Annotated in this window: 19 protein-coding genes and 1 tRNA gene; 9 read left to right on the top strand and 11 right to left on the bottom strand. The window is 51.5% G+C overall.

Translation table 11 applies throughout. The features are described from left to right. Positions 1–7 precede the first annotated feature (7 nt). Positions 8–622 carry a TetR/AcrR family transcriptional regulator gene (locus NDI45_RS03995; RefSeq protein ID WP_348246480.1) on the top strand — a complete coding sequence of 205 codons (615 nt, stop codon included), beginning with the start codon at positions 8–10 and terminating at the stop codon, positions 620–622. Between the two features lie 48 nt (positions 623–670). Here NDI45_RS03995 and NDI45_RS03990 read toward each other — a convergent pair whose 3' ends face one another. Continuing rightward, positions 671–877, bottom strand: coding sequence for a glycogen debranching protein (locus NDI45_RS03990; protein ID WP_190791761.1), 207 nt, complete (start codon positions 875–877; stop codon positions 671–673). 350 nt (positions 878–1,227) lie between these two features. Here NDI45_RS03990 and NDI45_RS03985 point away from each other — a divergent pair, with 350 nt between their 5' ends. Both NDI45_RS03985 and NDI45_RS03980 read left to right on the top strand, forming a co-directional pair. Beyond that, a complete protein-coding gene (locus tag NDI45_RS03985; protein ID WP_348246721.1) occupies positions 1,228–2,118 on the top strand; it encodes a sulfurtransferase in 891 nt (296 codons plus the stop codon). Between the two features lie 487 nt (positions 2,119–2,605). Continuing rightward, positions 2,606–3,127 carry an NYN domain-containing protein gene (locus NDI45_RS03980; RefSeq protein WP_348246477.1) on the top strand — a complete coding sequence of 174 codons (522 nt, stop codon included), beginning with the start codon at positions 2,606–2,608 and terminating at the stop codon, positions 3,125–3,127. A 208-nt stretch (positions 3,128–3,335) separates the two neighbouring features. On the opposite strand, the gene gltD is transcribed toward NDI45_RS03980, so the two are convergent. The 3 genes from gltD to NDI45_RS03965 all read right to left on the bottom strand — a co-directional run bounded on the left by gltD (position 3,336) and on the right by NDI45_RS03965 (position 10,370). Then, positions 3,336–4,820, bottom strand: coding sequence for a glutamate synthase small subunit (gene gltD / locus NDI45_RS03975; RefSeq protein ID WP_348246475.1), 1,485 nt, complete (start codon positions 4,818–4,820; stop codon positions 3,336–3,338). Positions 4,821–4,823: 3 nt separating this feature from the next. Further along, positions 4,824–9,428: a glutamate synthase large subunit gene (gltB, locus tag NDI45_RS03970; RefSeq protein WP_348246473.1), complete on the bottom strand. Its 4,605-nt coding sequence runs from the start codon at positions 9,426–9,428 to the stop codon at positions 4,824–4,826. A gap of 732 nt (positions 9,429–10,160) precedes the next feature. Then, on the bottom strand, positions 10,161–10,370 hold the full coding sequence (locus NDI45_RS03965; protein ID WP_348246471.1) for a hypothetical protein: 210 nt from the start codon (positions 10,368–10,370) through the stop codon (positions 10,161–10,163). Between the two features lie 299 nt (positions 10,371–10,669). Between NDI45_RS03965 and NDI45_RS03960 the strand changes: the two genes are divergently transcribed. Further along, on the top strand, positions 10,670–11,728 hold the full coding sequence (locus tag NDI45_RS03960; protein ID WP_348246469.1) for an ABC transporter substrate-binding protein: 1,059 nt from the start codon (positions 10,670–10,672) through the stop codon (positions 11,726–11,728). After that, positions 11,716–13,473: an ATP-binding protein gene (locus tag NDI45_RS03955; protein WP_348246467.1), complete on the top strand. Its 1,758-nt coding sequence runs from the start codon at positions 11,716–11,718 to the stop codon at positions 13,471–13,473. The genes NDI45_RS03960 and NDI45_RS03955 overlap by 13 nt, the downstream gene beginning before the upstream one ends. Before the next feature lie 35 nt (positions 13,474–13,508). Here the strand turns inward: NDI45_RS03955 and NDI45_RS03950 are convergent, their stop codons facing one another. Continuing rightward, on the bottom strand, positions 13,509–14,297 hold the full coding sequence (locus NDI45_RS03950) for an SDR family oxidoreductase (RefSeq protein ID WP_190793817.1): 789 nt from the start codon (positions 14,295–14,297) through the stop codon (positions 13,509–13,511). A 140-nt stretch (positions 14,298–14,437) separates the two neighbouring features. Here NDI45_RS03950 and NDI45_RS03945 point away from each other — a divergent pair, with 140 nt between their 5' ends. Further along, the gene (locus NDI45_RS03945; protein ID WP_190793818.1) at positions 14,438–14,887 is read left to right on the top strand and encodes a DUF1071 domain-containing protein; all 450 of its coding nucleotides are present in this window, start codon (positions 14,438–14,440) and stop codon (positions 14,885–14,887) included. A gap of 250 nt (positions 14,888–15,137) precedes the next feature. On the opposite strand, the gene NDI45_RS03940 is transcribed toward NDI45_RS03945, so the two are convergent. Further along, a tRNA-His gene (locus NDI45_RS03940) sits at positions 15,138–15,210 on the bottom strand. Between the two features lie 72 nt (positions 15,211–15,282). On the opposite strand from NDI45_RS03940, the gene NDI45_RS03935 reads away from it, so the two are divergent. Next, positions 15,283–15,699 carry a DUF4359 domain-containing protein gene (locus tag NDI45_RS03935; protein WP_190793819.1) on the top strand — a complete coding sequence of 139 codons (417 nt, stop codon included), beginning with the start codon at positions 15,283–15,285 and terminating at the stop codon, positions 15,697–15,699. An 88-nt stretch (positions 15,700–15,787) separates the two neighbouring features. On the opposite strand, the gene NDI45_RS03930 is transcribed toward NDI45_RS03935, so the two are convergent. Next, the gene (locus NDI45_RS03930; protein ID WP_348246464.1) at positions 15,788–16,582 is read right to left on the bottom strand and encodes a hypothetical protein; all 795 of its coding nucleotides are present in this window, start codon (positions 16,580–16,582) and stop codon (positions 15,788–15,790) included. A 128-nt stretch (positions 16,583–16,710) separates the two neighbouring features. Here NDI45_RS03930 and panB point away from each other — a divergent pair, with 128 nt between their 5' ends. Further along, a complete protein-coding gene (gene panB, locus NDI45_RS03925; protein ID WP_348246462.1) occupies positions 16,711–17,508 on the top strand; it encodes a 3-methyl-2-oxobutanoate hydroxymethyltransferase in 798 nt (265 codons plus the stop codon). Positions 17,509–17,659: 151 nt separating this feature from the next. On the opposite strand, the gene pheS is transcribed toward panB, so the two are convergent. Further along, positions 17,660–18,661: a phenylalanine--tRNA ligase subunit alpha gene (pheS, locus tag NDI45_RS03920; protein WP_348246460.1), complete on the bottom strand. Its 1,002-nt coding sequence runs from the start codon at positions 18,659–18,661 to the stop codon at positions 17,660–17,662. Positions 18,662–19,139: 478 nt separating this feature from the next. Between pheS and NDI45_RS03915 the strand changes: the two genes are divergently transcribed. Beyond that, positions 19,140–20,951 (top strand): aspartate kinase, encoded by a 1,812-nt coding sequence (locus tag NDI45_RS03915; RefSeq protein ID WP_348246458.1) that lies wholly within the window; start codon positions 19,140–19,142, stop codon positions 20,949–20,951. A 177-nt stretch (positions 20,952–21,128) separates the two neighbouring features. On the opposite strand, the gene NDI45_RS03910 is transcribed toward NDI45_RS03915, so the two are convergent. The 3 genes from NDI45_RS03910 to NDI45_RS03900 all read right to left on the bottom strand — a co-directional run bounded on the left by NDI45_RS03910 (position 21,129) and on the right by NDI45_RS03900 (position 24,445). Beyond that, positions 21,129–21,551: a peptide chain release factor 1 gene (locus NDI45_RS03910; RefSeq protein ID WP_348246456.1), complete on the bottom strand. Its 423-nt coding sequence runs from the start codon at positions 21,549–21,551 to the stop codon at positions 21,129–21,131. A 205-nt stretch (positions 21,552–21,756) separates the two neighbouring features. Beyond that, positions 21,757–22,002, bottom strand: a complete 246-nt coding sequence (locus NDI45_RS03905; RefSeq protein WP_348246454.1) for a DUF1902 domain-containing protein — start codon at positions 22,000–22,002, stop codon at positions 21,757–21,759. A 169-nt stretch (positions 22,003–22,171) separates the two neighbouring features. After that, positions 22,172–24,445, bottom strand: a complete 2,274-nt coding sequence (locus NDI45_RS03900; protein ID WP_348246452.1) for a GUN4 domain-containing protein — start codon at positions 24,443–24,445, stop codon at positions 22,172–22,174. Positions 24,446–24,452 lie beyond the last annotated feature (7 nt).

The following is a 24,452-nucleotide window of genomic DNA, read 5'->3' as shown; positions in this document are numbered from 1 at the left end:
AGCCACAATGCACAGCAGTTCCCCCCTTGAGGTAATTGGCAGCGACAAGCGAGAGCAGATTTTGCAGGGCGCAATGCAGGTGTTTTTAAGCCAGGGCTACGCCAGCACCAGCATGGATCGGGTTGCGGCGGCGGCGGGTGTCTCCAAGCAAACTATCTATAGTTACTTTCAAGATAAACAAGGGCTATTTACCGCTCTAATTGAACGGGTGACGATCGATCGAATGCAGCACATCTTCCGTGCCGAGGAATTGAGCGACGAACCCGAACTGCTGCGATACTTCGCCGAATCGTTTCTGCAAAAAATGGCAGACCCAGAATTCCTGAGCCTGCTGCGAATTATTATTTCTGAATCTGCCCGCTTCCCCGAACTCGCCAGCCTCTACACCCGCACGGTCATTCAGCGAGGGCGATCGATCCTGACCGACTACTTCCAGCGTCACCCCGAACTTCGCATCGCTGACCCCGAAGCCACTGCCCAGATCTTCTGCGGCTCCCTGATCTCTTTCTTAATTGCTCAAGAAATTCTCTATGGCAAAGAGGTTGCACCCTTGGCAGGCGATCGCTTGGTCAATGCCCTGGTCACCCTCTTCCTCGATCGCACCTCTCCCCATCCCAAGTAATCCCCTCACCTTTCCACCCCTCAGCTCCCTCGACTCCCTCGACTCCCCCTAATCCAGCTTCAATGCATTCACCGGAACCTCATCCCACGACTCCACCTCTCGCATCTGCGTAAACCACCCCTCCTGTTTCTGAGCCGTCGTCAGGTTTGCTTCAAACGAATCGTGGCACTCCTGCGCCTGAACCTCGTTGCAGCAAGCAATACAAGCCCGGATAATCCCAGAAGAATCGATTTGCTCATTGACCCAAATTTTCACGCCGATCGCCCCCGTTCACGCAAGAAATTCACTGTCGAAATAGGGTTTTCATGATCACAATTGTGACAGACCCTCCTCTAAGGTTTTACCGGACAGTTGGGGCGATCGCAATCACTGATTGCAATGACTGACTGCGATGACCGACTCGCAAGAGTTGATGCACAGCACTTACTATTTATAATTCCTATAATTCAGATAATTCAGGACAGGATTTCTAGATTGCCGAGGACGCACTGCTGGCAACGGGTTTTCTTTGATCAACTTAAGCCAATAAGCCAGGCTTTCCCAAAATGGAAGGGCTAAGAAACGGTGCGGGCGACCCAGAACAAACCAGAACAAAATTACAGGCAATGACCCATTCAACCCACTCTCCGATCTGGAATGTCTCACGCTCAGGCTGGATTGTTTCTCCCGATTGGCTGGCGGAGCATCTGAACGATTCCCGGATTGCGATCGTAGACTGTCGCTTTTCGCTGATGCAGCCTGAGTTGGGACAGGAGCAATACCGCACAAGCCATATTCCTGGCGCGTTTTATCTGGATCTGAATCGGGACTTATCCAGTCCAGTCGGGCAACACGGCGGACGACATCCCCTCCCCGACCCGGCAATTCTAGCAGAGAAGCTCAAGGCGATCGGCATTCGATCAGCTGCATTGGGGCAGGAACCAACGCTCGTCGTGGCTTATGACGATTCGCGGTTTGGCTTTGCGGCGCGGCTCTGGTGGCTCTTGCGCTATCTCGGACATGATCAGGTGGTGCTGCTCGACGGCGGCTTTCAAACCTGGCAGGACAAAGGCTATCCCGTCAGCCGCGAACCTTCGATCGCCCAACCCGGCAACTTTGTGCCCCAGGTGCGGTCAGATTGGGTAATCGATATCGAAACAGTCAGGGCAAGCCAAAATCATCCAGGCATTGTGCTGGTTGATTCGCGAGAAGCAGAACGCTATCGAGGAGAACGGGAGCCGATCGATCCGATCGCAGGTCATATTCCTGGTGCGGTGAACTATCCCTGGCAGGAAGTGACGGGCGCAGATGGATTGGCACAGCCTCCGGTGGTTCAGCAGCAGCGATGGTCAGACATTCAAAATGCGCCAGAAATTTGGGTCTACTGCGGGTCGGGTGTGACGGCCTGTGTCAATCTGCTGTCGCTGGCAATGGCAGACTTGCCCCAGGGAAAGCTCTATGCCGGAAGCTGGAGTGACTGGTGCTCGTATCAGACGGATACATCCTCTGCCTCCTGAGGAAAACGCCCTTTACCATCAGCAACAGGAAGCCTGCGATCGGGTCAAAGGCTGCACTGAGAGCGATTTGCTGTAACATTGGAGGCGTATCGCTGACTTTAACTTAACAATTCTATAATGTTCAATTTATAATGCTCAAAATAATGCTCAAATTTAGGTTTTTGCTGACATTTCACTGACATTAGGAGGATGATTGACTGCGGCGGCGGCTGTGACTTCTCAACTCGGATTGCTGTGATCCAGCACAGTTGACTTTACAAGTCTGGCTGCTGCGCGTATAAAATTGACTTGACTACAAATGGCTGATTACGAGTGGCTGATTACAGCCAGAAGCGATCATTTTGTTGATTTTGATTTGTCTGGTTTTACTGATTGCCTGAAAATGGCAGCGGGCCGCAATTGACACACCTATCTCTAACGCTTTATTTGAGTTTCCATCCTTCAACTTTTTCCTAAAAATTCTAAAAAATATAGGTCTAAAGCTTCTATGTCTTCATCGATGAACCGTCTTTCGATTTTTGTAGACGGCAACAATATGTTTTATGCTCAACAAAAGAATGGGTGGTTCTTTGATCCAAGACGGGTGCTGGAATACTTTACCCGTACTATTACTGATGTCAAGCTGGTGAATGCCTTCTGGTACACCGGACTAAAAGACCCGCAGGATCAGCGAGGCTTTCGCGACGCGCTAATCAGTTTGGGCTACACCGTTCGCACAAAAATTTTGAAAGAGTACTACGACGATAGTTCGGGTCGCATCTCTCAAAAAGCAAATCTGGACATTGAAATTGTCGTTGATATGTTTAGCACCGTCGATCAGTATGATCAGGTGATTTTGTTTAGCGGAGACGGAGATTTTGAGCGGGCGATCGAACTTCTGCGCGCCAAAAATACCCACATTACAGTCGTTTCAACCGAAGGCATGATTGCACGAGAACTGCGAAATGCCACCGATCGCTATATTGATTTAAACGATATTCGTTCTCATATTGAAAAATCTGATAATTAGTCTAATTAACAGTCTAATCGGCTTGATTTCAGACGGTGTTTTGGTGTTTTAAAGGTCGCGATTGCAACTCAGATCGCCCTCCGAACGGATCAATTCTGAGGGGAACTGAGCATCCTCCCGATACTCAAAGTCCCCCCTCGCTCTTTTAGAACATCACTCCTTGAAATGGGAGAGGATGTGCAACTCAGGACATCTCCAAGACGTTGCCTTAGGGCAAATCCGTGGCTCCCATCAGATATCGATCGCACTCGCGGGCAACCCCTCGCCCTTCATTCATTGCCCAGACCACGAGACTTTGACCCCGCCGACAGTCGCCTGCGGCAAACACGCCCGGAATGCTAGTGGCATAGGAGCCATACTCCGCTTTCACATTGCTGCGCGGATCGCGATCGAGTCCGAGGGCATCGAGGAGGGGCTGTTCGGGTCCGAGAAATCCCATTGCCAGCAGGACAAGCTGAGCAGGAATGACTTGCTCTGTACCGGGAATCTGTTTCGGGATGAATTGCCCTTTCTCGTTCCGCTCCCACTGCACATCAACCACATGAACGGCTTTGACATTGCCATCGGCATCGCCTTCAAAGTGGGTCGCAGTCGTCAGGTAAGCGCGAGGATCGTGACCATACAGTGCGGCAGCTTCTTCCTGTCCGTAGTCCATTTTGTAGACCTTAGGCCATTCGGGCCAGGGGTTGTCTGCTGCCCGCTCAGAGGGCGGTTTGGGCATGATTTCGAGCTGGACGACCTGGGTGCAGCCGTGCCGAATCGAAGTGCCGACACAGTCGGTTCCGGTGTCTCCGCCGCCGATGATCACCACGTCTTTGCCTGCCGCTGAGATGAACGAGTCTCCGGGCTGGCGATCGAGCACCGCTTTGGTGTTGTCCGTCAGGAATTCCATTGCGAAGTGAATCCCTTTAAGCGGACGACCTTCGATCGGCAAATCACGCGGCTTGGTTGCGCCTGTGCAGAGAACCACCGCATCGTATTCCTTCAGCAGCGTTTCCGCAGGGATATCTTTTCCAACTTCCGTATTGCAGATAAACTTCACGCCTTCCTGCTCCAGGATTCCCAGGCGGCGCAGCACGACCTGTTCTTTGTCCAGCTTCATGTTGGGGATGCCGTACATCAGCAGTCCACCGGGACGATCGGCTCTTTCATAAACCGTAACCCAGTGACCCGCCCGATTGAGCTGCGCGGCAGCCGCCAGTCCAGCCGGACCTGATCCGATAATCGCGACATTTTTGCCCGTCCGTTTCGGGGGGGGATCTGCGGTAATCCAGCCATTCTCCCAGCCTTTTTCGACGATCGAGTATTCAATGTTCTTGATCGTCACCGGAGGGTTATGAATGCCCAGGACGCAGGAACCTTCGCAGGGAGCAGGACAGACGCGCCCGGTAAATTCGGGGAAGTTGTTGGTTTTGTGCAGACGATCGAGGGCTTCCTGCCACAAACCGCGATACACCAGATCATTCCATTCGGGAATCAGGTTATTAATCGGGCAACCGCTCGCCATGCCGCTAATCATGGTTCCGGTATGGCAGAAAGGCGTGCCGCAGTCCATGCAGCGTGCCCCTTGCGTGCGGAGTCGGTCTTCCGGCATGGGCAGGTGGAACTCATCCCAATTCCGAATCCGGTTTAGAGGTTCCAGTTCTGAAGGCAATTCGCGCAGATATTCAATAAAGCCAGTTGGTTTTCCCATGTCTCAACTTCCTCCAATTCGGGCAACATCACGAGCATTTTCTTCAAAAGCAGCGGTCAGAGCATCATCCCCACTGAGTCCGGCAGCGATCGCATTCTTAATTGCCTGCAATACGCGCTTGTAATCTCTGGGCATGACTTTGACAAATTTGGGCAGTATCGCCTCCCAGTGTTCGAGCACCTGTTTGGCTTTTTCGCTTCCGGTATAGGCAGCGTGGTTTTGAATGATCTGCCGCAGTTCGGCAATTTCTTCAGGGTCGTTCAGAGTTTCGAGATCGACCATTTGTTTGTTACAGCGATCGGCAAAATCACCGGACTCGTTGAGGATGTAGGCAACGCCGCCGCTCATCCCTGCCGCAAAGTTGCGCCCCGTTGTTCCCAAAATCACGACTTTACCGCCCGTCATATATTCGCAGCCGTGATCGCCCACCGCTTCCACCACGGCAGTGACCCCAGAGTTACGGACGCAAAAGCGTTCTCCGGCAATACCGCGAATGTACATTTCGCCAGAGGTCGCACCATACAGGGCAACGTTACCGACGATGATGTTTTCTTCTGCCACGAAGGTCGAGTTCTTGTGCGGATACAGGATAATCTTGCCGCCGCTCAACCCTTTCCCAAAGTAATCATTCGCATCACCTTCCAGTTCCAGCGTCACCCCTTTTGGCACAAATGCCCCAAAGCTTTGTCCGGCACTGCCCTGGAAGTGTAAATGAACGGTATCTTCCGGTAATCCCTGCCAGTGACGTTTGGTGATTTCGTTGCCGAGAATCGTGCCGACTGCGCGGTTGATATTCTTAATCGGCAAGGTAGCTTTGATGGGTTCACCATTTTCGATCGCCCCTTTGCACAGATCTAGCAGCACCGTCATATCCAGAGATTTCTCCAGACCATGATCCTGAGCGATCTGACAATATCTCCCAATTTCATCACCAGCTTCTGGCTGATACAGAATCCTGGAAATATCCAAACCTTTCGCTTTCCAGTGATCGATCGCCTGCTTGGCTTCCAGTACCTCCGTTCGTCCGACCATCTCGTCTAGCGTGCGGAAGCCGAGTTCTGCCATCAGTTCGCGAGTTTCCTGCGCGATAAACTTCATGAAGTTCACCGTATGTTCAGGATCACCCACAAAGTTTTTCCGCAGCTGCGGATCTTGGGTCGCCACGCCGACCGGACAGGTGTTCAGGTGGCAAACCCGCATCATGATGCAGCCGAGCGTCACCAGGGGAGCCGTGGCAAAGCCAAACTCTTCTGCGCCCAGCAGAGCCGCAATCACGACATCGCGTCCGGTCTTCATTTGTCCGTCGGTTTCGACCACGATGCGCGATCGCAGATTGTTCAGCACCAGCGTTTGATGCGTTTCTGCAAGTCCCAATTCCCACGGCAGCCCGGCGTGTTTGATCGACGTTTGGGGCGAGGCTCCCGTACCGCCATCAAATCCAGAAATCAGCACGACATCGGCATGAGCTTTGGAAACTCCGGCAGCGATCGTCCCGACTCCCACTTCGGACACCAGCTTGACGCTGATCCGGGCATTGCGATTGGCGTTCTTCAGATCGTGAATCAGTTCCGCCAAGTCTTCGATCGAGTAAATATCGTGGTGCGGCGGCGGCGAAATTAAACCCACGCCCGGAGTCGAGTGACGCACTTTGGCGATCCAGGGATAAACTTTGCGACCGGGCAACTGTCCACCTTCACCGGGTTTTGCCCCCTGTGCCATCTTGATTTGGATCTCTTTTGCCTGCGAGAGATAGAGACTCGTCACGCCAAATCGTCCTGAGGCAACCTGCTTAATCGCGCTATTTTTTGAATCGCCGCGATCGTTCGTCCAGGTATATCTTTCGGGATCTTCGCCGCCCTCTCCCGTATTCGATTTACCGCCGATCCGGTTCATCGCGATCGCTAACGCCTCATGGGCTTCTTTGGAGATCGAGCCGTAGCTCATTGCTCCCGTTTTGAAGCGAGCCATGATTGATTCGATCGGTTCCACTTCTTCGATCGGGATCGCTTGGCGGGGTTTAAAGTCGAGCAGACCACGCAGCGTGAAATGCTTCTGGTTTTGCTCGTTCACCAGTCGGGCGTAGGTTTTGTACTGGTCGTAGCTGCCCGTGCGAACCGATTTTTGTAATGCGTGAATCGTTTCTGGGCTAAACAGGTGTGCCTCGCCCTCTTTCCGCCACTGGTACTCGCCGCCCACATCCAGCGTGTGACCGTTGACTTCCCGTTCGGGAAACGCATGACTATGACGCGATACCGCTTCTTTGGCAATGACCTCTAGATCAGCCCCTTCAATGCGAGAAGCCGTCCAGGTAAAGTAGCGATCGATCACAGTCTGATTCAAGCCGATCGCCTCAAAGATTTGCGCGCCCCGGTAGCTTTGCAGCGTCGAGATTCCAATTTTGGAAGCCACTTTGACCACGCCTTTTGTTGCGGCTTTGATGTAGTTCTTACAGGCGGTTTTGTAGTCTACGCCCACCAGCAAGCCCTGATCAATCATGTTTGCGATCGTCTCAAACGCCAGATAGGGATTAATTCCGCCGCAGCCGTAGCCAATCAGCGTCGCATAGTGATGCACTTCGCGCGGTTCGCCCGACTCCAGGACAATTCCCACTCGCGTCCGGGTTCCCTGGCGGATCAGATGGTGATGCAGTCCGGCAACTGCCAGCAGGGCAGGAATGGAAGCCTGCTTTGCATTCACTCCCCGATCGCTCAGGATTAAGATATTTACGCCATTCGCAATCGCTTGATCTGCCTGTTCACAGATAGATTCGATCGCCTGTTCTAATCCCTGTACACCGTTCTTTGGATCAAACAGTGACGGAATCATCACCGACTTAAAGCCGTCCGCGTTCAATCCCTTGAGTTTCGCCAAGTCTTCATTGCTAAGAATCGGCGTTTTCAGTTTGATTAAATGACAGCTTTCCGGCACTGGCTCCAGCAAATTGCGCTCCGATCCGATCGTCGTATCCGCAGACGTAATAATCTCTTCGCGAATCGAGTCGATCGGCGGGTTCGTCACCTGCGCGAATAGCTGCTGGAAATAGTCGTAGAGCAGCTTAGGGCGATCGGACAGCACAGCGAGCGGCGTATCTGATCCCATTGATCCCACGGCTTCTACGCCATCTCGCGCCATCGGAGTTAACAGTAAGCGCACTTCCTCAAAGGTGTATCCGAAGGCGATCTGTTGCTGCATTACGGTCGTCAGGTCAGGATTCGCTGCCAGAACCGGATCGGCAAGATTCACTTCCGGCAACTGTGCTAAATCCACCAGATATTGATCCAGCCATTCTCGATAGGGATTCTCCGTCGCAATCTGCTGTTTAATTTCCTCATCAGCAACAATTCGCCCTTCCTGCATATTCACCAGGAACATCCGTCCCGGTTGCAGTCTTCCCTTTTGTTTCACCCGCTCTGGCTCGATCGGCAATACACCCGCCTCCGATGCCATGATCACCAGATCATCGTGCGTGACGTAATAGCGAGAAGGACGTAGCCCATTTCGATCGAGCACTGCCCCCATCATGGTGCCATCCGTAAAGGCGATCGAGGCAGGACCATCCCACGGTTCCATCAGGCAGGAATGGTATTCGTAAAACGCCTTTTTCTCATCACTCATCGACTCATGCGCTGTCCACGGTTCCGGGATCATCATCATCATGGCGTGGGGGAGCGATCGTCCCGCCAGCACCAGCAGTTCCAGCGCGTTGTCGAAAATCAGCGAATCGCTGCCGTCAATGTTGATCACCGGGCGAATTTTGTGAATGTCTTCCCCAAATGCCTCTGATTCAAACAGAGACTGACGGGCGTGCATCCAGTTGATGTTGCCGCGCAGCGTATTGATTTCCCCGTTGTGGGCAATGTAGCGATAAGGGTGCGATCGCTCCCAGCTTGGAAATGTGTTGGTACTGAAGCGCGAGTGTACCAACGCCAGCGCACTTTCCAGATCGGGATCATGCAGGTCGGAATAGTATTGTCCCACCTGAACGGGCATCAGCATTCCCTTATAGACGATCGTGCGGCACGACAAACTAGAGGGATACCAAGCAGAATCAATTTGGGGCGATCGAATGGCACTGTGCGATCGTTTGCGAATCACGTAGAGCTTCCGTTCAAACGCCAGATCGTCTTTCAGGTCTGGATTTCGCTGGATGAATACCTGCTGCATAAACGGCTCGCTCGCTTTTGCCGAATTGCCCAGCGACGCGTTATCTGTTGGCACATCGCGCCAGCCCAGAACCTTCTGCCCTTCTTCTGCCACAATCTGCTCAAACACTCGGCGACCTTCTTCCCGCCGGATAGGGTCAGGGGAACCGTAGATCATCCCCACCCCATACCGACCTGCCTCTGGAAGCGCGATGTTTTCGGTAGCCGCGACTTTCTTCAGAAACTGGTGCGGAATCTGGAGCAAAATTCCGGCTCCATCGCCCGTGTTGGTTTCGGCTCCGCAGGCACCCCGGTGGTCGATGTTCAGCAGAATGGTGAGTGCCTGCTCGACAATGTCGTGGGAGGCTTGCCCTTTCATGTGAACGATGAAGCCAACACCGCAGGCGTCGTGTTCAAATTGTGGATCGTAGAGACCTTGTTTCGGTGGCAGTTGATTACTGTTCATTGATAAATGCCTTACAAGTGGCAGGAAGTGGGGGCAAAAACCGGTGTTTTTCTATCTCGCTTCAAAAGCGACGCTTCGAGAGCTAATTGAGAGATTCTCTAATAAGTTATGCGATCGCATCACAGGTCTTAAGGAAATTGTCAGATCTGCATTCTCAACTGGGTGTCTTCTAGCAGCATTCGTAACAATTCGAGAACTTTCATTGACTCAATCATTTGAAGCATTCATTTGGAGCATTAAAAACTAACAAATTTAGAATTTTCAGGGGGTGTTTTACGCAATGCTTCAGGCAAAAGCGTTTTTCATCATAGCATTGCTACTCGCTGTTCTTAACGGCAACACGAAACACAACTTTATAAAAGACTTTCAAATTAGCCAATTAGTAGGTCAGCCACGGGTTAACCCCAGATCAATCAATGGCGAGGGGTGTTTACTTGTAGAGAAAGTTTTATTTCGGCGTAAACTATTGATTCCCAATCACTGAATTTACTGACGGCAAATGGTATCAAAATTATCTTTTTTGGTTTTCCTTAACCTTGCCAACAGAGCCTGACAAATTGCGCTCGCCCAGAAGAAAAAACGCTTTGAGCTGCGTCGAGCAATAAGCCTAAAAACAAAGGGGCTGCAAGAGGGATTTCCCTTACAACCCAGCTTTAAAGCTCCTTGTGACTGCTACAGTATGACTGCTACACAGTCCTTTTCCTGCCAATTGCTGCCAATCAGCTTTTTCTTTTAATAGCTATCGTCGCCGCTCACGGTAACCAGAGTCAGCAAATAATTAGCACGATTCAAACGATTGCTAATGGCTTGTCGCCATTCCAGACTAATCGAGGGATCAGCAAGAATGTCTTGAGCCAACTGCCGATAGGATGCGCTTGTTGCAATATCTACCTGATCCAGCAAGCGGAGATTTTTGTAGGCAGTTTGAAGCGAAATCTGCATAATGTCTTTCCTCGTAGTAAGCCCAAACCGGAGTGAGGCTAGAGCTATCTATAATTCGTTTATCATCCCCAGAATTTCTTTAATTTGATTCGTTTGTTTTACAGATTGTGCTAGTTCTTTACAAGAGTTCAAATTTTGCCAATTTTATTTGTAACCAATCCAGTTGAAATTTAGGGCGATCGGACACAAGGGAACTAAAAGATTCTTTTTATTATTTCCTAAAAATTCTTGTTACGCCTTCTCAGTCCTTGGGAATGCTGAATGTTGAACCTTACTCCTAAGACTTAGTGAGGGAATTCATGAGAATTGCGCCGATCGCTGCTTGTTTGGGGATGCAATGGAAGCAAAATCTGCAACCTAGGATTCAGCCTGCCTTTTTCAGTTTGTTTGCGATCGCCCTTTCCCTCGCGGTGTTGATTAATGCCTGTAGTATCGGGTTTAATCAGTCGCTCCAGCCATTGCGAGTAGGAATTCCCAATTGGATTGGTTTTGATGTTGCACTCTATGGTGAACCATCGGAGATTTTCAAGCAGCGAGGACTGGACGTTGAACTGGTGCGATTTGAAAGCAACCAGGATGCTAGCCGGGCAGCAATGCGAGGTAGCCTGGATGCCGCATTTACTTCTTTCTGGGATGTGATGCAGGTTGATCCAGGCAATGCCAAACCTGTGGTGTTGATGACGGCTAATATTTCTGCGGGGGCGGATGGAATGGTTGCCACATCGGGTATTCAAGCAGTTGAAGACCTGCGCGGCAAGCGAGTCGGTGCAAAGCTAGGAACCGTCAATCATTTGATTTTATTAGAGGCACTGAAAGCGCATCAAGTTCAACCCAGCGAAGTCGAAATTCTCGATTATTCTAATGAGGTCGCAGCGGAGCAAGTTGCATCTGGAGCGATCGATGCTGCTGTCTTGTGGGAGCCAATGCTAAGTGAAACGGCTGCAAAGATCAAGGGCAACGTCATTCATACTACTAAACAGGTTGATAGCTTAGTCATAGACATATTGATGTCTAGTGACAGCATGATGAATGCCAAAAAAGCAGAATTAAAGCAGTTCATGCTGGCATGGTTTGACATTATGCACGCCGTCGAAACAAAGCCGACTCAGGTATTTGACACCGTTGGGCAAAAACTTGGACAAAGCGGTGAAGCTTTTGCGAGTGACTATGCAGGACTAGAAAAAGGAGACATCGCTTTAAACCAACGCATGTTTCAGGCAAATGGTCGCCTCAAGGCTGCACAAGCCGAAATTGTTCAGCTATTGCAGACCGATCGCCGTCATGGTCGCACGATTCGACAAGATGTGGAAATCGGTGGAGCACTGGTCAGTGAGGCAATGAAAGCATGGAAGCCATGAAGAAATATCCCTCTCGATTTGGAAATCATTCTTTATCTCGTCAACTACTTGCCGGATTTGGTCTTTCCTTGGTAACCGTTGGCTTAACTACCTTAGGATTAAACTACTTCCTGATTCAAGTGAAACTGGAGCAGGAGCTTCAGCAGCGTGCCCAATCGATTACGCAGGGAGTCGGGTTTTCCACCGAAGGTTTGCTCGAACTGGGCAATACCAGCATCATCAAGCGCATTGTTCAAAACTATGCCACGCTCCCCACCGTGGTTGAAGTGGCGATCGTCAGTCCTGATGGGCAAACTCTCGCTCGTAGCGGCACAGTATCACAAAGTCTGCCCTATGCCTCGATTTATCCAGAGCTGGCGCAGGATTTGCAGCAAGCGTCTCGCACAGGTTCAGACACAAGCTCTAGAACGACGGTGGACGGCAAAGCGGCACTGGTAGAAATTTTGCCCTTTAGCAGCAGCCTGTTTGGTCAAGCAGACCAACGCGGATTGGTGGTTGCGATTCTTGATGTCGAAAAATTGCAGCAGCAGACCTGGCAAACTTTCTCGGCTTCAACGCTGACGCTGCTGGTTGGAATGTTAGTGATTCTGGTACTCATGACGATGCTAGTCCAGCAGACAATCCTGCGTCCAATTCAGCGTTTAAACAAAGCGATTACAGAAAGTCAAAGTATCGATCGTTTTGTGATGCCATCGGAATTGCCGGATAACGAAATTCAGTTTCTTGCCCAGACAATTCAGGCGGCGGCAATGCGAGTTGAAGCATATCAGCAGCTTGAACAGGAAGTCACACAGCGCAAACAGGCAGAAGCAGCTTTACTTCAGTCAGAGGCACGGCTTCGACAGCAGGCACAGGATTTAGAACAAGCTATCCAGGATCTTCAGCACGCACAGATGCAGCTGATTCAGAGTGAGAAGATGTCTGCACTTGGAAATCTTGTGGCTGGCGTTGCCCACGAAATCAACAATCCGATCGGATTCCTAAAAGGCAGCCTCGGTAACACAACGGAATATGTTGAGGATTTGCTGAGCCATTTGCATCAGTACCAGCAGGCATATCCTGATCCGATTTCCACAATTAAAGACCATGCAGAAACGATCGATCTGGAATTCCTGGTCAAAGACTTACCCAAACTCATTAACTCGATGAAAGGTGCAACGGAACGGATACGCGATATCAGCACCAGCCTGAGAGCATTCTCAAGAGCCGACACAGACCATCCGGTAGAGTTCAATTTGCATGAAGGCATTGACAGCACAATCCTGATTCTCAAATACCGCCTCAAAGCAAACGAGGAACGTCCAGCGATCGAAGTTGTGCGGCTGTATGACAATATTCCAGTGGTTTCCTGTTTTCCAGGACAGCTTAATCAGGTATTTATGAACATTCTGGCGAATGCGATCGATGCACTGGAGGAATCAAATCAGGGACGCAGCTTTGAATCACTCAAAGAAAAGCCCAACCGAATTACGATTAAAACTGGCATGACAGATGATAAACAATCTGTTGTCATTCGAATCAAAGACAATGGAATTGGAATGACGGAGGACGTGAAGCAAAAAATTTATGATCATTTGTTCACGACTAAGGGAGTCGGAAAAGGAACGGGATTAGGCTTGGCGATCGCCTATGAAGTGATTGTAAATAAGCACGCTGGCAGAATTAGCTGTGGTTCTACTCCAGGAAATGGAACAGAATTCACGATTGAAATTCCCGTGCAGCAGCAGCAGCAGCAGGCAGCATGATCACGATTAAAACGGTGATGCAGCAATGCCAGAGACTATCCTAAATAAGTCATCTTGTGCGTCATTCCACCATCAATCGTCAGATTCACACCTGTAATAAATCCAGCTTCCTCTGAAGCCAGATAAAGCACCATCGCTGCAATATCTTCGGGTTTACCAACTCGTCCCACCGGGTGCTGCTGATGGTCGGCTTCGCTGAGTTTTGGTAGGCGACGCTTCGATCGCTTTTGCCATTCACTGACCGCAATCCAGCCCGGACTGATACAGTTCACGCGAATTTGAGGACCGAGGCTATTTGCCAGCGCATGGGTCAACGCGACTAGTCCACCCTTTGTAGTGGAATAAGCTTCGGTATCAGGTTCAGACATCGCTGCTCTCGTGGAGGCAATATTGACAATTGCTCCGCTCTGCCGCCTCAGATAGGGAACGGCATATTTTGTGCAGAGAAACACACCCGTCAGGTTAACGCCCAGCATTCGATTCCAACGTTCCAGAGTGAGCTGTTCGATCGGCTCATTGTTTGGATTAGCAATCCCCGCATTGTTCACCAGAAGATCCAGGCGATTAAATTCTGCGATCGTTTGCTCCACCATCGATCGAACTGCTGTTTCATCTGCCACATCGGTTTTCACAAACCGCACCTGTCCCAGTTCTCGATATTCCTCGATCGTCTCTTGTCCTGCCTCAGCATCTTGGTCAGCAATTATCACTCGTGCTCCTGCCTGCAACAGCCGCAGCGCGATCGCTTTGCCAATGCCCTGTGCTCCACCAGTGACGATCGCCACCTTGTCTAAAAAATTCTTTTGCTGCTCGAATATGGTCATTTCCAGAAAGATTTAGTACAGTTGAACTACAAGCCCAATATATTGAAGCCATTTCTGAAGCCACTTTTGAAGCCACTTAAGGTCAGACTCTACCTAGTCAAATTTCATCAAGAGCGACTCGACTTCAAGGATTTTGAACGATGACTCACGCTAAAGTAACCCCTCTCAAGCCACAAACCGAGCAATCGCTGCACAAAACGTTTAGGCGTCCGATCGCCGATATCCTGGCTGACCTAGCAAAACCCATTCCCCGTCGCTTTATCGGACAGCTTGAGAAAAAAGACCGCAGAACTGGGAAAGTCAGCTATCTAGACTATATTCCCTGGTATCACGTCGCAAAACTGCTCGACTTCTACGCACCGGCCTGGGAAGGGGAAATTACCCACATTCAGGTGATGGGGGAACGGATTGTGCTGACCTACTCGCTGACCATTCACGCCGAAGAAGGTGATTTTGTTCGCACCGCAACCGGACAAGAACTGCTTGACTGCGGCAGCTATGGCGATCCTTCCAGCAACGCGGAATCGATGGCGTTTCGCCGTGCTGCCGCTAAGTTTGGGCTGGGCTTAGATCTGTACGACAAGGATTAATTGCTCTGTTCTGCTGCTGAGGCAAACTGATTGGCTGAAATCTTGCCTAAAATCCTGCCTAAAATGACGACTTTGCTGAGATAGCTCCAAAATTTTGCCCCTCAACTCGGTCGCAGTTAGGGGCTTTGTTTTAGTCTTTTGCTGAAAGAGCAACAGCAGGATAGATCACACAGTGGAACCTCAGAACCCAGTTTGCCTTCTAACGCTTAGTAGATATTGCAAATGGTGAGTGCTGCAATCCCTTTTTGAGGGCGAACGAGGGGACTCGAACCCCCGAGTGGCGGAACCACAATCCGCTGCCTTAACCACTTGGCCACGCTCGCCATGCGTTAGTCATTATAGCATCCTGCTTCACAGTTGATCTAGATGTCATAATCAAGCGGGAGATAGGTAATTTGAGTTCAGCAATTGGGCGATCGAGCATGAAACATTTTCGCAGACTGACCATTGCAGGCATTGTTTTTGCAGGACTGGGAGCAGCACTGGCAATCACGAACCCACGCCCAGCATCGTTCGATCAATACGCGACCGAGCGACTCAGCGAATATTTGCAGACCGAAGTTTGCCCCGATGCAGGTAGCCTGCTCACGGGTGCTTGCAGTCAGGCAATTCAGGACAATCAGACCGCGATCGCCAGCCTAGTTGCCAAGGGAACACGTCGCGAGAATTACGGGCTGTGGAGCGTCTATCAAACCAACCTGTCTCTCGATCCGCTGCTGCCGTCGCTGCTGGATGGGTCATTGCCGTCCTACTACGTTGAGACGATCGGCATTCTAAACGGATTTCACATTATTAAAGCCGAGGAGCGTTAAGGGCAGGTTGCAAAGAAGGCATTACTACCCAAACTGAACAACGGAACAAAGGAGTCAATATACTGCTCCAACCTTCTTTTACAGGCTTCTACAGGTCTGGCGATTCCAAAAAAGGAGTTTCGGGTTCTAAGGCGGGTTCCAGAACAGGTTCTAAAACGTCTGCTGGAGCAAGTTCTGGAGAAGGCTCGACCCCTTCAGAGGACTGCGGCTCAATCACAGGCAGACGCCCCGATCGCTTCAAAATTAGCATTTGTTGCCCCACCACCGGACTCCGGGCAATGCGCTGGTCTTCTAGATCAAGAATTTCGAGCTGCGTAAAGTCAAACTGGCGCGATCGCTCCCAGAGTTCGCGGGCCAGCTGGTCTTGAGTTTCAGCAGGCAGGCTATACCAACGATCGCCTAGAGTCAACGTTAGATGATGCCGGACTCCGGGCTGCACAGATAGGATAAATGCCTCGCCGTAGGATTCTGTCACCTGCGCCAGCTTTTCCTGAAGGCGGATCAGCTTTTCGGGCGAGAGGGCAGGTTCAGGACGAGAAGCCCTGGATTCGGGAGCGCGCAGCTCCTGGCTGGAAGTCGGAGGCTCCTCAACCGAAGAAACCGCAGGGCGAGACAGCGTAGAAGCAAGCCACAAGAGCAGAGTGAGTAGGGCGATCGTGATTCCGGTGAGAACAGGTTTCGACAAACGACGATTCCAGGGAGCCGGGAGCAACCCTTGCACAAAGGGCAGAATTGTATTCCACCAAAGTTTTCCAGCCGATCGCAGCAAATTGCCACCGAGCTTCACGCCTGCTGCCAGCACTGTCTGAGCAATGCCGCTGAATTGTCCCAGCAAACGCTGAAGGGTGGCGGCTTTAGAAGGGGATTTTGGCTCCTGGGTCATGGCTGTCTCCGCACAGTGTCAAGTCTTCCTGATACTCTCAAAGAAATGGTAGGAGAAATCCTGTCCCTCGCGGGAGCGAGAATTTAATTCACCCACAAATCATTACATTTATCGTCGGTCAAGCATTTATGGCAGTCACCACACAGCAGCTCATTCGTTACAAACAGCAGGGACGGAAAATTGTAGTCCTGACTGCCTGGGACTATCTGATCGCGCAAGTGCTGGATCAGTCGGGGGTGGATGTGATTTTGGTGGGCGATTCCCTGGCAATGGTCGCCCTGGGCTATGAAACGACCGTGCCCCTGACGCTGGACGAAATTCTGCACCATGCCAAAGCCGTCCGTCGAGCGGTCAAAAATGCTCTACTGGTGCTTGATCTGCCGTTTCTGAGCTATCAGGAAGATGCAGTGCAGGCAATGCGATCGGCAGGACGGGCACTCAAGGAAGCCGGAGTCCAGGCAGTCAAGCTCGAAGGCGGCTATCCGGCAATGGCAGAAACCGTGAAACGGCTGGTTCAGGCAGGCATTCCCGTGATGGGCCATGTCGGACTCACGCCCCAATCCGTCCATCAGCTTGGTGGATTTCGCAAGCAGGGCACTTCCCCCGAAGCCGCTGCCCGCATCCTGGAAGAATCGATCGCCCTCCAGGCAGCCGGAGCCTTTTCGATCATCCTGGAACACATCCCCGCAGACTTAGCCGCCCAAATCACTGAAAAGCTCACGATTCCGACAATCGGCATTGGCGCAGGCGATCGCTGCGATGGTCAGGTGCTTGTGACCTCTGATTTACTTGGAATGGGTGAATGGCAACCGCCCTTTGCTAAGAAATATGCAAATTTGAGAGAGGCGATCGGGCAGGCAGTGCAGCAGTTTGGAGATGAGGTGAGAGGGAGTGGAACAGTGGGGGATGAGGGGACAGGAGAATAGGAAATCATGCGGCTCGTAATTGATGCCAAAGGTGGTTCCAACGCCCTATCTAACTCCTGTACTTTCTAACTCCCGTACTTTAACGATCTATCCCCTCTCACCTTCCTGACTGCCTTCCTAACTGCCTTTACTCTAGAACTGCCTCAAAAAGCTAGAACTGCCTCAAAAAGCGCAAATCACTGGCATACAGGCGGCGAATATCATCAATCTGGTGCAGCACCATCGCGAAACGCTCGACGCCAAATCCGGCAGCAAATCCAGTGTAAATTTCTGGGTCATAGCCGACGGCTTTCAGCACATTAGGATCGACCATGCCGCAGCCCAGGACTTCCAGCCAGCGACCGCGCCATTTCACGTCTACTTCGGCAGACGGTTCGGTGAAGGGGAAGAAGCTGGGGCGGAACCGCACTTCGATATCGCCAAACATCGATTCGAGGAAGATTTTGATTGTGCCGCGCAAGTCGGTAAAGGTCAGCCCTTCATCGATCGCCAAAATTTCGATTTGATGGAACACGGCAGCGTGGGTCGCATCAACGGTATCCCGACGATAGACCCGACCGGGAGCCGCAACCCGAATGGGAGGCTCATTATTTTCCATATAGCGAATCTGCACAGAGGAGGTGTGCGTCCGCAGCAAGTTGCCGTCCGGCAGGTAGAAGGTGTCCTGCATATCGCGGGCAGGGTGGTCGGCGGGCGTATTCAGTGCCTCGAAGTTATAGTAGTCGGTTTCCATTTCGGGACCCTGCGCCACGGTGTAGCCCAGACCCACAAAGATATCCAACGCCCGATCGATCGTGCTGGTGAGCGGGTGAGCATGACCCTGCGGACGAAACGTTCCCGGCATCGTCACATCGATCGCTTCTGCTGCCAATCTTGCCTCGATCGCTGCCGCTTGCAATCCAGATTTCTTTTGCTCCAGTTCGCCCTGGATGACTTCCTTGACTTCGTTTGCCAGCGACCCAATGCGAGGACGTTCCGCCGCATCCACCTTGCCCATTGCGCCGAGTACCTGGGAAAGACTGCCCTTTTTGCCCAGATAGCGAATGCGGAGCTGTTCGAGGTCATCCAGGCTGGTGGTAGAGGCGATCGCCTGCTGCGCTTCCTGTCGCAGATCGCTGAGTTGAATTGCCAGATCGCCAGACGCTTGAGACATAGGATTTTTCGTGAAAGTCAATAGAATTCGTCGGCTTTTGAACAGCCGATATCTTTCACTAGTGTACGAGGTTTAGGAATCTTGCTGACCTGGCTTTTCCAGATTGCTGTAGCGAAACGGGGATGCAATCAAAGTCTTCAGGTGAGAGACTCCACCCTGCCCGACGCTCCCTAGGGTAAGGCGAAGTCTCCTGCCCCATTATGCGGTGAGTGGGCAAAAGGGACAAGTGAGGGGAAATTAAATATGGTTAAGCTGGTTAAGCGCACCGAGGAAATTGTCAGGAAATCCAAAGCATTTGCTCGATCGCACCAAGACTCTGCTACCTTTATTAGATCGGATCGATCCTGATCATAAGTATCTCGATTTACCTCGATCGGGTGAGTTAGAAACAGGCTAGCAGCGCATAAAAAGGAGCTAGATCCCTGCATTTCCCGGTCACCTCATTCATCTCCAGCAGGTTGGGCAGTTCACAAAAGCTATGGCACTGATTGTTCAGAAGTACGGCGGCACGTCAGTTGGAACGGTAGAGCGAATTCAGGCAGTGGCTCAGCGAGTCCTGCAAACCGTTAAGGGTGGTCATCGTGTGGTAGTTGTCGTGTCTGCGATGGGTAAAACCACCGATGGTTTGGTGAAACTGGCGCACGACATTTCTGCCAATCCGAATCGGCGCGAGATGGATATGCTGCTCTCGACTGGGGAACAGGTGACGATCGCCCTGCTGAGCATGGCACTTCAGGAAGCCGGACAGCCCGCAATTTCGATGACGGGGACACAGGTCGGCATTGTCACCGAAGCAGAGCATACCCGCGCCCGAATTCTCAGCGTCGCAACCGATCGCCTGGAACGGCATTTACAGGATGGCAAAGTCGTCGTTGTTGCAGGATTTCAGGGCATCACCAGTTTAGAAGACCTGGAAATTACCACGCTGGGACGGGGCGGCTCCGATACCTCTGCTGTGGCACTGGCGGCGGCTTTACGAGCAGACTGCTGCGAAATTTATACAGACGTTCCCGGCATCCTTACGACTGATCCGCGACTGGTTCCCGATGCTCACCTGATGCGCGAAATTACCTCAGATGAAATGCTGGAGCTTGCCAGCCTGGGGGCGAAAGTGCTGCACCCGCGATCGGTTGAAATTGCCCGTAACTATGGCGTGATGCTGGTGGTGCGATCGAGCTGGTCAGACGATCCGGGAACCCGTGTGATGTCTCCGATCCGCCAACCTCGTCCGCTGGAAGGGCTAGAAATTGCCAATGCGGTGGATGCGATCGAGTTTGATACGGATCAGGCAAAAATCGCAATGCTGCGCGTGCCCGATCGCCCTGGCGTGGCAGCAAAGCTGTTTGGCGAAATTGCCCAGCAAGACCTGGACGTGGATTTGATCATTCAGTCGATTCACGAAGGCAACAGCAACGATATTGCCTTTACGGTCGTCAAAAATTCCCTCAACCGGGCAGAAGCAGTGGCGGCAGCGATCGCGCCTGTGCTGCGAAACTACAGCGACCCCACCACGGGAGAAGCGGAAGTCCTGGTGGAACGCCAGATGGCAAAGGTCAGCATTGCCGGAGCGGGGATGATTGGTCGTCCGGGGGTGGCGGCGCAAATGTTCCGCACGTTGGCAGCGGCAGGCGTGAATATCCAGATGATTTCGACCTCGGAAGTAAAAGTGAGCTGTGCGATCGATGCGGCAGACTGCGATCGAGCCATTGCCGCCCTCTGTCGTGAGTTTGAAGTTCACACTTCCCCGCTCAAAGCCCCAGGTGGAAAGGCTGACAGTGACATTCCTCCGGTGCGTGGAGCCGCTCTGGATCTGAAGCAAGCCCGTCTCGCCATTCGCCATGTACCCGATCGCCCCGGCATGGCAGCCAGGGTGTTTACCTTGCTTGCCGATCGCAACATCAGCGTAGACATGATCATTCAGTCGCAGCGATGCCGCTTAATTGATGGCACTGCCACTCGCGATATTGCCTTTACGGTGGCGCAGGCAGACGCAGATGAGGCAAAAGCAATTTTCGATGCTGCTGCTGTGGAGCTGGGATGCGGAGAAGTGATCGTGGATCAATCGATCGCGAAAGTCAGCGTTGTCGGAACCGGAATGGTCGGAAAACCGGGGGTCGCTGCCAAAATGTTTGATGCGCTGTCAAAAGAGAAAATCAATATCCAGATGATCGCGACTTCGGAAATCAAAATTAGCTGCGTGGTGTCTGAAGAAGATGGCGTGCGGGCACTCCAGGCGGTTCACGCGGCATTTGAGCTATCGGGAACTGAGAAGATCGTAGTTCCGGCTTAGGAAGGTGTTGCACTGCCCCCTAAATCCCCCAATTTGGGGGACTTGGAATTTCAGACCAGGAAGGTTCGCGTCGGATGTGTTAGCGCAGCGTAACGCATTAAACAGGGGAGTTCATGATCAGGACGATCGCTGATTCGATCGCTTCCTTATCGGCTTTTTGCATTGACCCATCACCCGTTACCGCCAATATCGCCAGTAGCGTCTGCCGCGCCAAAATACGCCAAGCAGGATTGCCACTGCGGTAATCTGACTGGTGCTAATTAGACTTACCGGAGACGGCAGCAGCGTTCTTGCAATCAGTGCCACAATCAGACAGGGAATCAACGCCCAGAGCGTGCCTGTATCGATTCGCACCTGGGGAAAGAAACGCTCCAGCAGCACAACGGCTAATGCGCCAATCCCAACCCCGATCGCCAGTTGAGTCAAAATGCCCAGCGGCGGATTAAGCAGCACGATCGCAATCTGAGCCACGATCGTCAATGCTCGCATCAAAATTACCAGGATAAATTCCGCCACGGTGACGCAGAGTGCCGTTAGCAGCGCATTGAGCAATAGCTCCATCCAGGGTAAGCGTTTGAGGCGATCGAGTGGGTTTGCCATTGGGGAAGAATTGAAAGATTGATAGCGAAAGGAATTTTGCCTGAAAGCTGGAATGCTCAATTCTAGCCTGAGGATGGGCGGGTGCGGTGATGTCAACTGAACAGAGCGATCGACTAGCTTCTCGCCTACTCCTATGCTAGAAAGCCTTGGGTAATCCCGCTTCGATTAGCAGTTTCTTGAGCGCAGGTGTCAGAGATGCAGCCATTTATGAGGCAACCTCAATCAATCCCTGCCGATGGCTGATGAGTTGAATCGCGATCGCACCTGCATAGTCTGCGGAAATTACATGATTGGTCATCAGCAAGTCAGGAACGATGTCCCTCAACTTTTGACTCAATGCTTCGATCGTCTCCGCTTCGGTTGCTAATCCCGGTACATCATCACTGGTTGCAACCCATACGGCTGCATCTGCATCCCAAAAGGCACTAATTTGGTAAACTGCCGATTCCATACTCGTCTCCACTCCAGCGATCGCCCCTCCACTTTAAAGCGGAGCGATCATCTCAGTGCTGACCGCAATACATCTACCCTAATGTCAGGTAACGGATCTCTGAAAGGGGATTCTATGTAAAAAAGAACGCTGAAAATAAAACTTTGAAAACGCTCAGGACTGGCTCGTGCTACACTTCACAAGTCTCTATGCGAGAGAAGAGAATCCAAAACCCCAACCAACCCAACCAACCCATTGGAAAATTTCCCAAATTTCCCTTGGGATAGGAAAAAGAGGGGCTCAAGTTAGAGTATTTCAGCCACTTTCCATTCTTGCGCCACCCGACGCGCTCGCCAAACTTCTCCCAGATTTCTTCTCCGGGATAATTGCCGTCCAGTTTAGCACCACAGTCTACATAAATCTGTTTCTGGACACTAAACCCAAACCTACCGTTGCTGTATTTCACCCAGAGCTGATCGATCGAGCGCAGCGCATCACAGGGAAAGTTCAATAGCTCTTGCGGCTCAAACCACTGTCCTTCTTCTTTGCCGATCGCTGTAATCATTAGCCGATAGGTTTCTTGGTCTGCTTCTTTCCATTGCTGTGCCCTCAAATACGCTTCTAATTGCTCATAGCGCGAGGTTTGTACAGTTTGTTTTAGGGCAGTTAATTCTGCTTTCAATGCTGGATCGAGCGATTTAGTAGTTTCCTGTAAACAGGCATAGGCAAAGTCGATCGCGCCTTGCTGCTGTGCTTCACGAATGAGGGAAGTTGGGTTTTTCACCTGAGCAACATAAAGCAGAATTGTGGGCTTCCACCAGTCATCATGAAGGTAGTCATAGAGCGGACGTTCCTCCTGCTGCTGGGCAAACTGCGTTGCAGCAAAATATTCCTGAAAACTGAGATGGGCAAACTCAAATTCATCCGATTCTCGTTCTACCAGCAGTTCACTGATTTGTACAACTTGCTCTAAAAAATCGGTTGCTGCGATCGTTTCGCCTTGCTGCTGCAAAATCTGATTCAGTTCTTGTAAAAGTTGAGAGCGTTCAATCCGTTCCAATCGGTTTCGCATCATCGTTAATGCCAGGATTTGCAAAATCACCTGGGCATCACATTCAGTTAGGAGGGTGTCTAGCCTTCGGGCACTGGGTCGATCGCGCAACTGCAAGAGGCAGATTTCTCGATAAAGTTCCACTCGTCGTTTCGGCAAGTCTGCACCAGGATAGCGGCGATGAAAGGTGACAATCATGTTTAACAGGAGCGGATTTTTTGCCAGAACCTTGAGTTCCTGTCTTGCTTCAATTTGTTCTAGCAACTCTGTTGCCGATCGCATTGCTGTCTGTCGGACATCAGGCGTATCATCACCGCCGCTGGCATAGCGTTCCTGACAGAGATACCATCGCTCCACGAAATATTTGCGCTGCTTAGCGTTGAAGTCTTGTACCCACAGCGGTGTTGCCAGTTCCAGGCGATCGTTCGTGGGTTGCTCGGTATATGCTCTCGGACGAGACGTAACGATAAACACAGACTTGCTATACTGATGCATCTGCTGATTAATCCAGCGAGCCACTGCCGGACGCTGCCCCTTCGCCACCTCATCGAAGCCATCCAGCATCACGATCGCCTCTCCAGCCTTGAGGATTTGCTTCGTCCACTGTGGCGATACCTGTAGTTCGGCGGCTTCAGGGAGATCAGGAATATGTCGCGCTGCAATCAGTTCAGGTAAACTCGGCGGGCTTTCCTGTGCCAGCAGATCTCGATATTTTCGCAGTGCGAGCAGAATGGGAATGCGTTTCGGCAGGTTATAGCGTCTTTGCTGCTGACGAGTGCCGTAAATGTAAGCAATATGCTTTAGCAGCGTTGTTTTGCCATACCCACCCCATGCCAGAATCACAAGCTGTCGAAAATTCGCTTGCTTAGGGGCTTTTGCCAGCACATCCCAAATGCTCAAACTACGCCCGAAAATCACATCTTGATCAGCGATCGGGTCTACGGATACCTTGAACCCCGGTAAACTTGCCCCAACACCCAACGACAGCGGCACAAAAACCTCTTCCAACAGCGGGACAAAAATCCCCGAATGTTGAGCAACTCCCTCCGATCGCAACCGCTGGCAATCCATTGCCTGAGCATGGAGATACCGATCCTCGATCGTTCCGCCGCTCATCTTGTCCAGGACAAATCGAGTGCTTTTATCGATCGTCTTGTCAATCGCCTTCCCCGCACTTTCTAACCGTCGCTCATTTCCTGCATGGATGGGCTGAAGCAGTTTCGCCCCGTAAGAAACTCCCAAACCAATTACCGCAGAGGCGATCGCTTTCGGAATATCGCTCTGTACCAACAGAAACCAAAAACCGCTGATACCGCCGATCGTCACTCCTCCCGGTTTAATGATTTTCAGAACCAGGTCAGTCAATTGCGCTGAAAAGGAAGTGGACTCCTGCGGTTCAGGTGGTTGCGTCATGGCCACT

It is taken from the genome of Leptolyngbya sp. GB1-A1 (assembly GCF_039962475.1).
Classification (GTDB): domain Bacteria; phylum Cyanobacteriota; class Cyanobacteriia; order Elainellales; family Elainellaceae; genus Leptolyngbya_A.
This window is presented reverse-complemented; position numbering and strand designations above follow the sequence as displayed.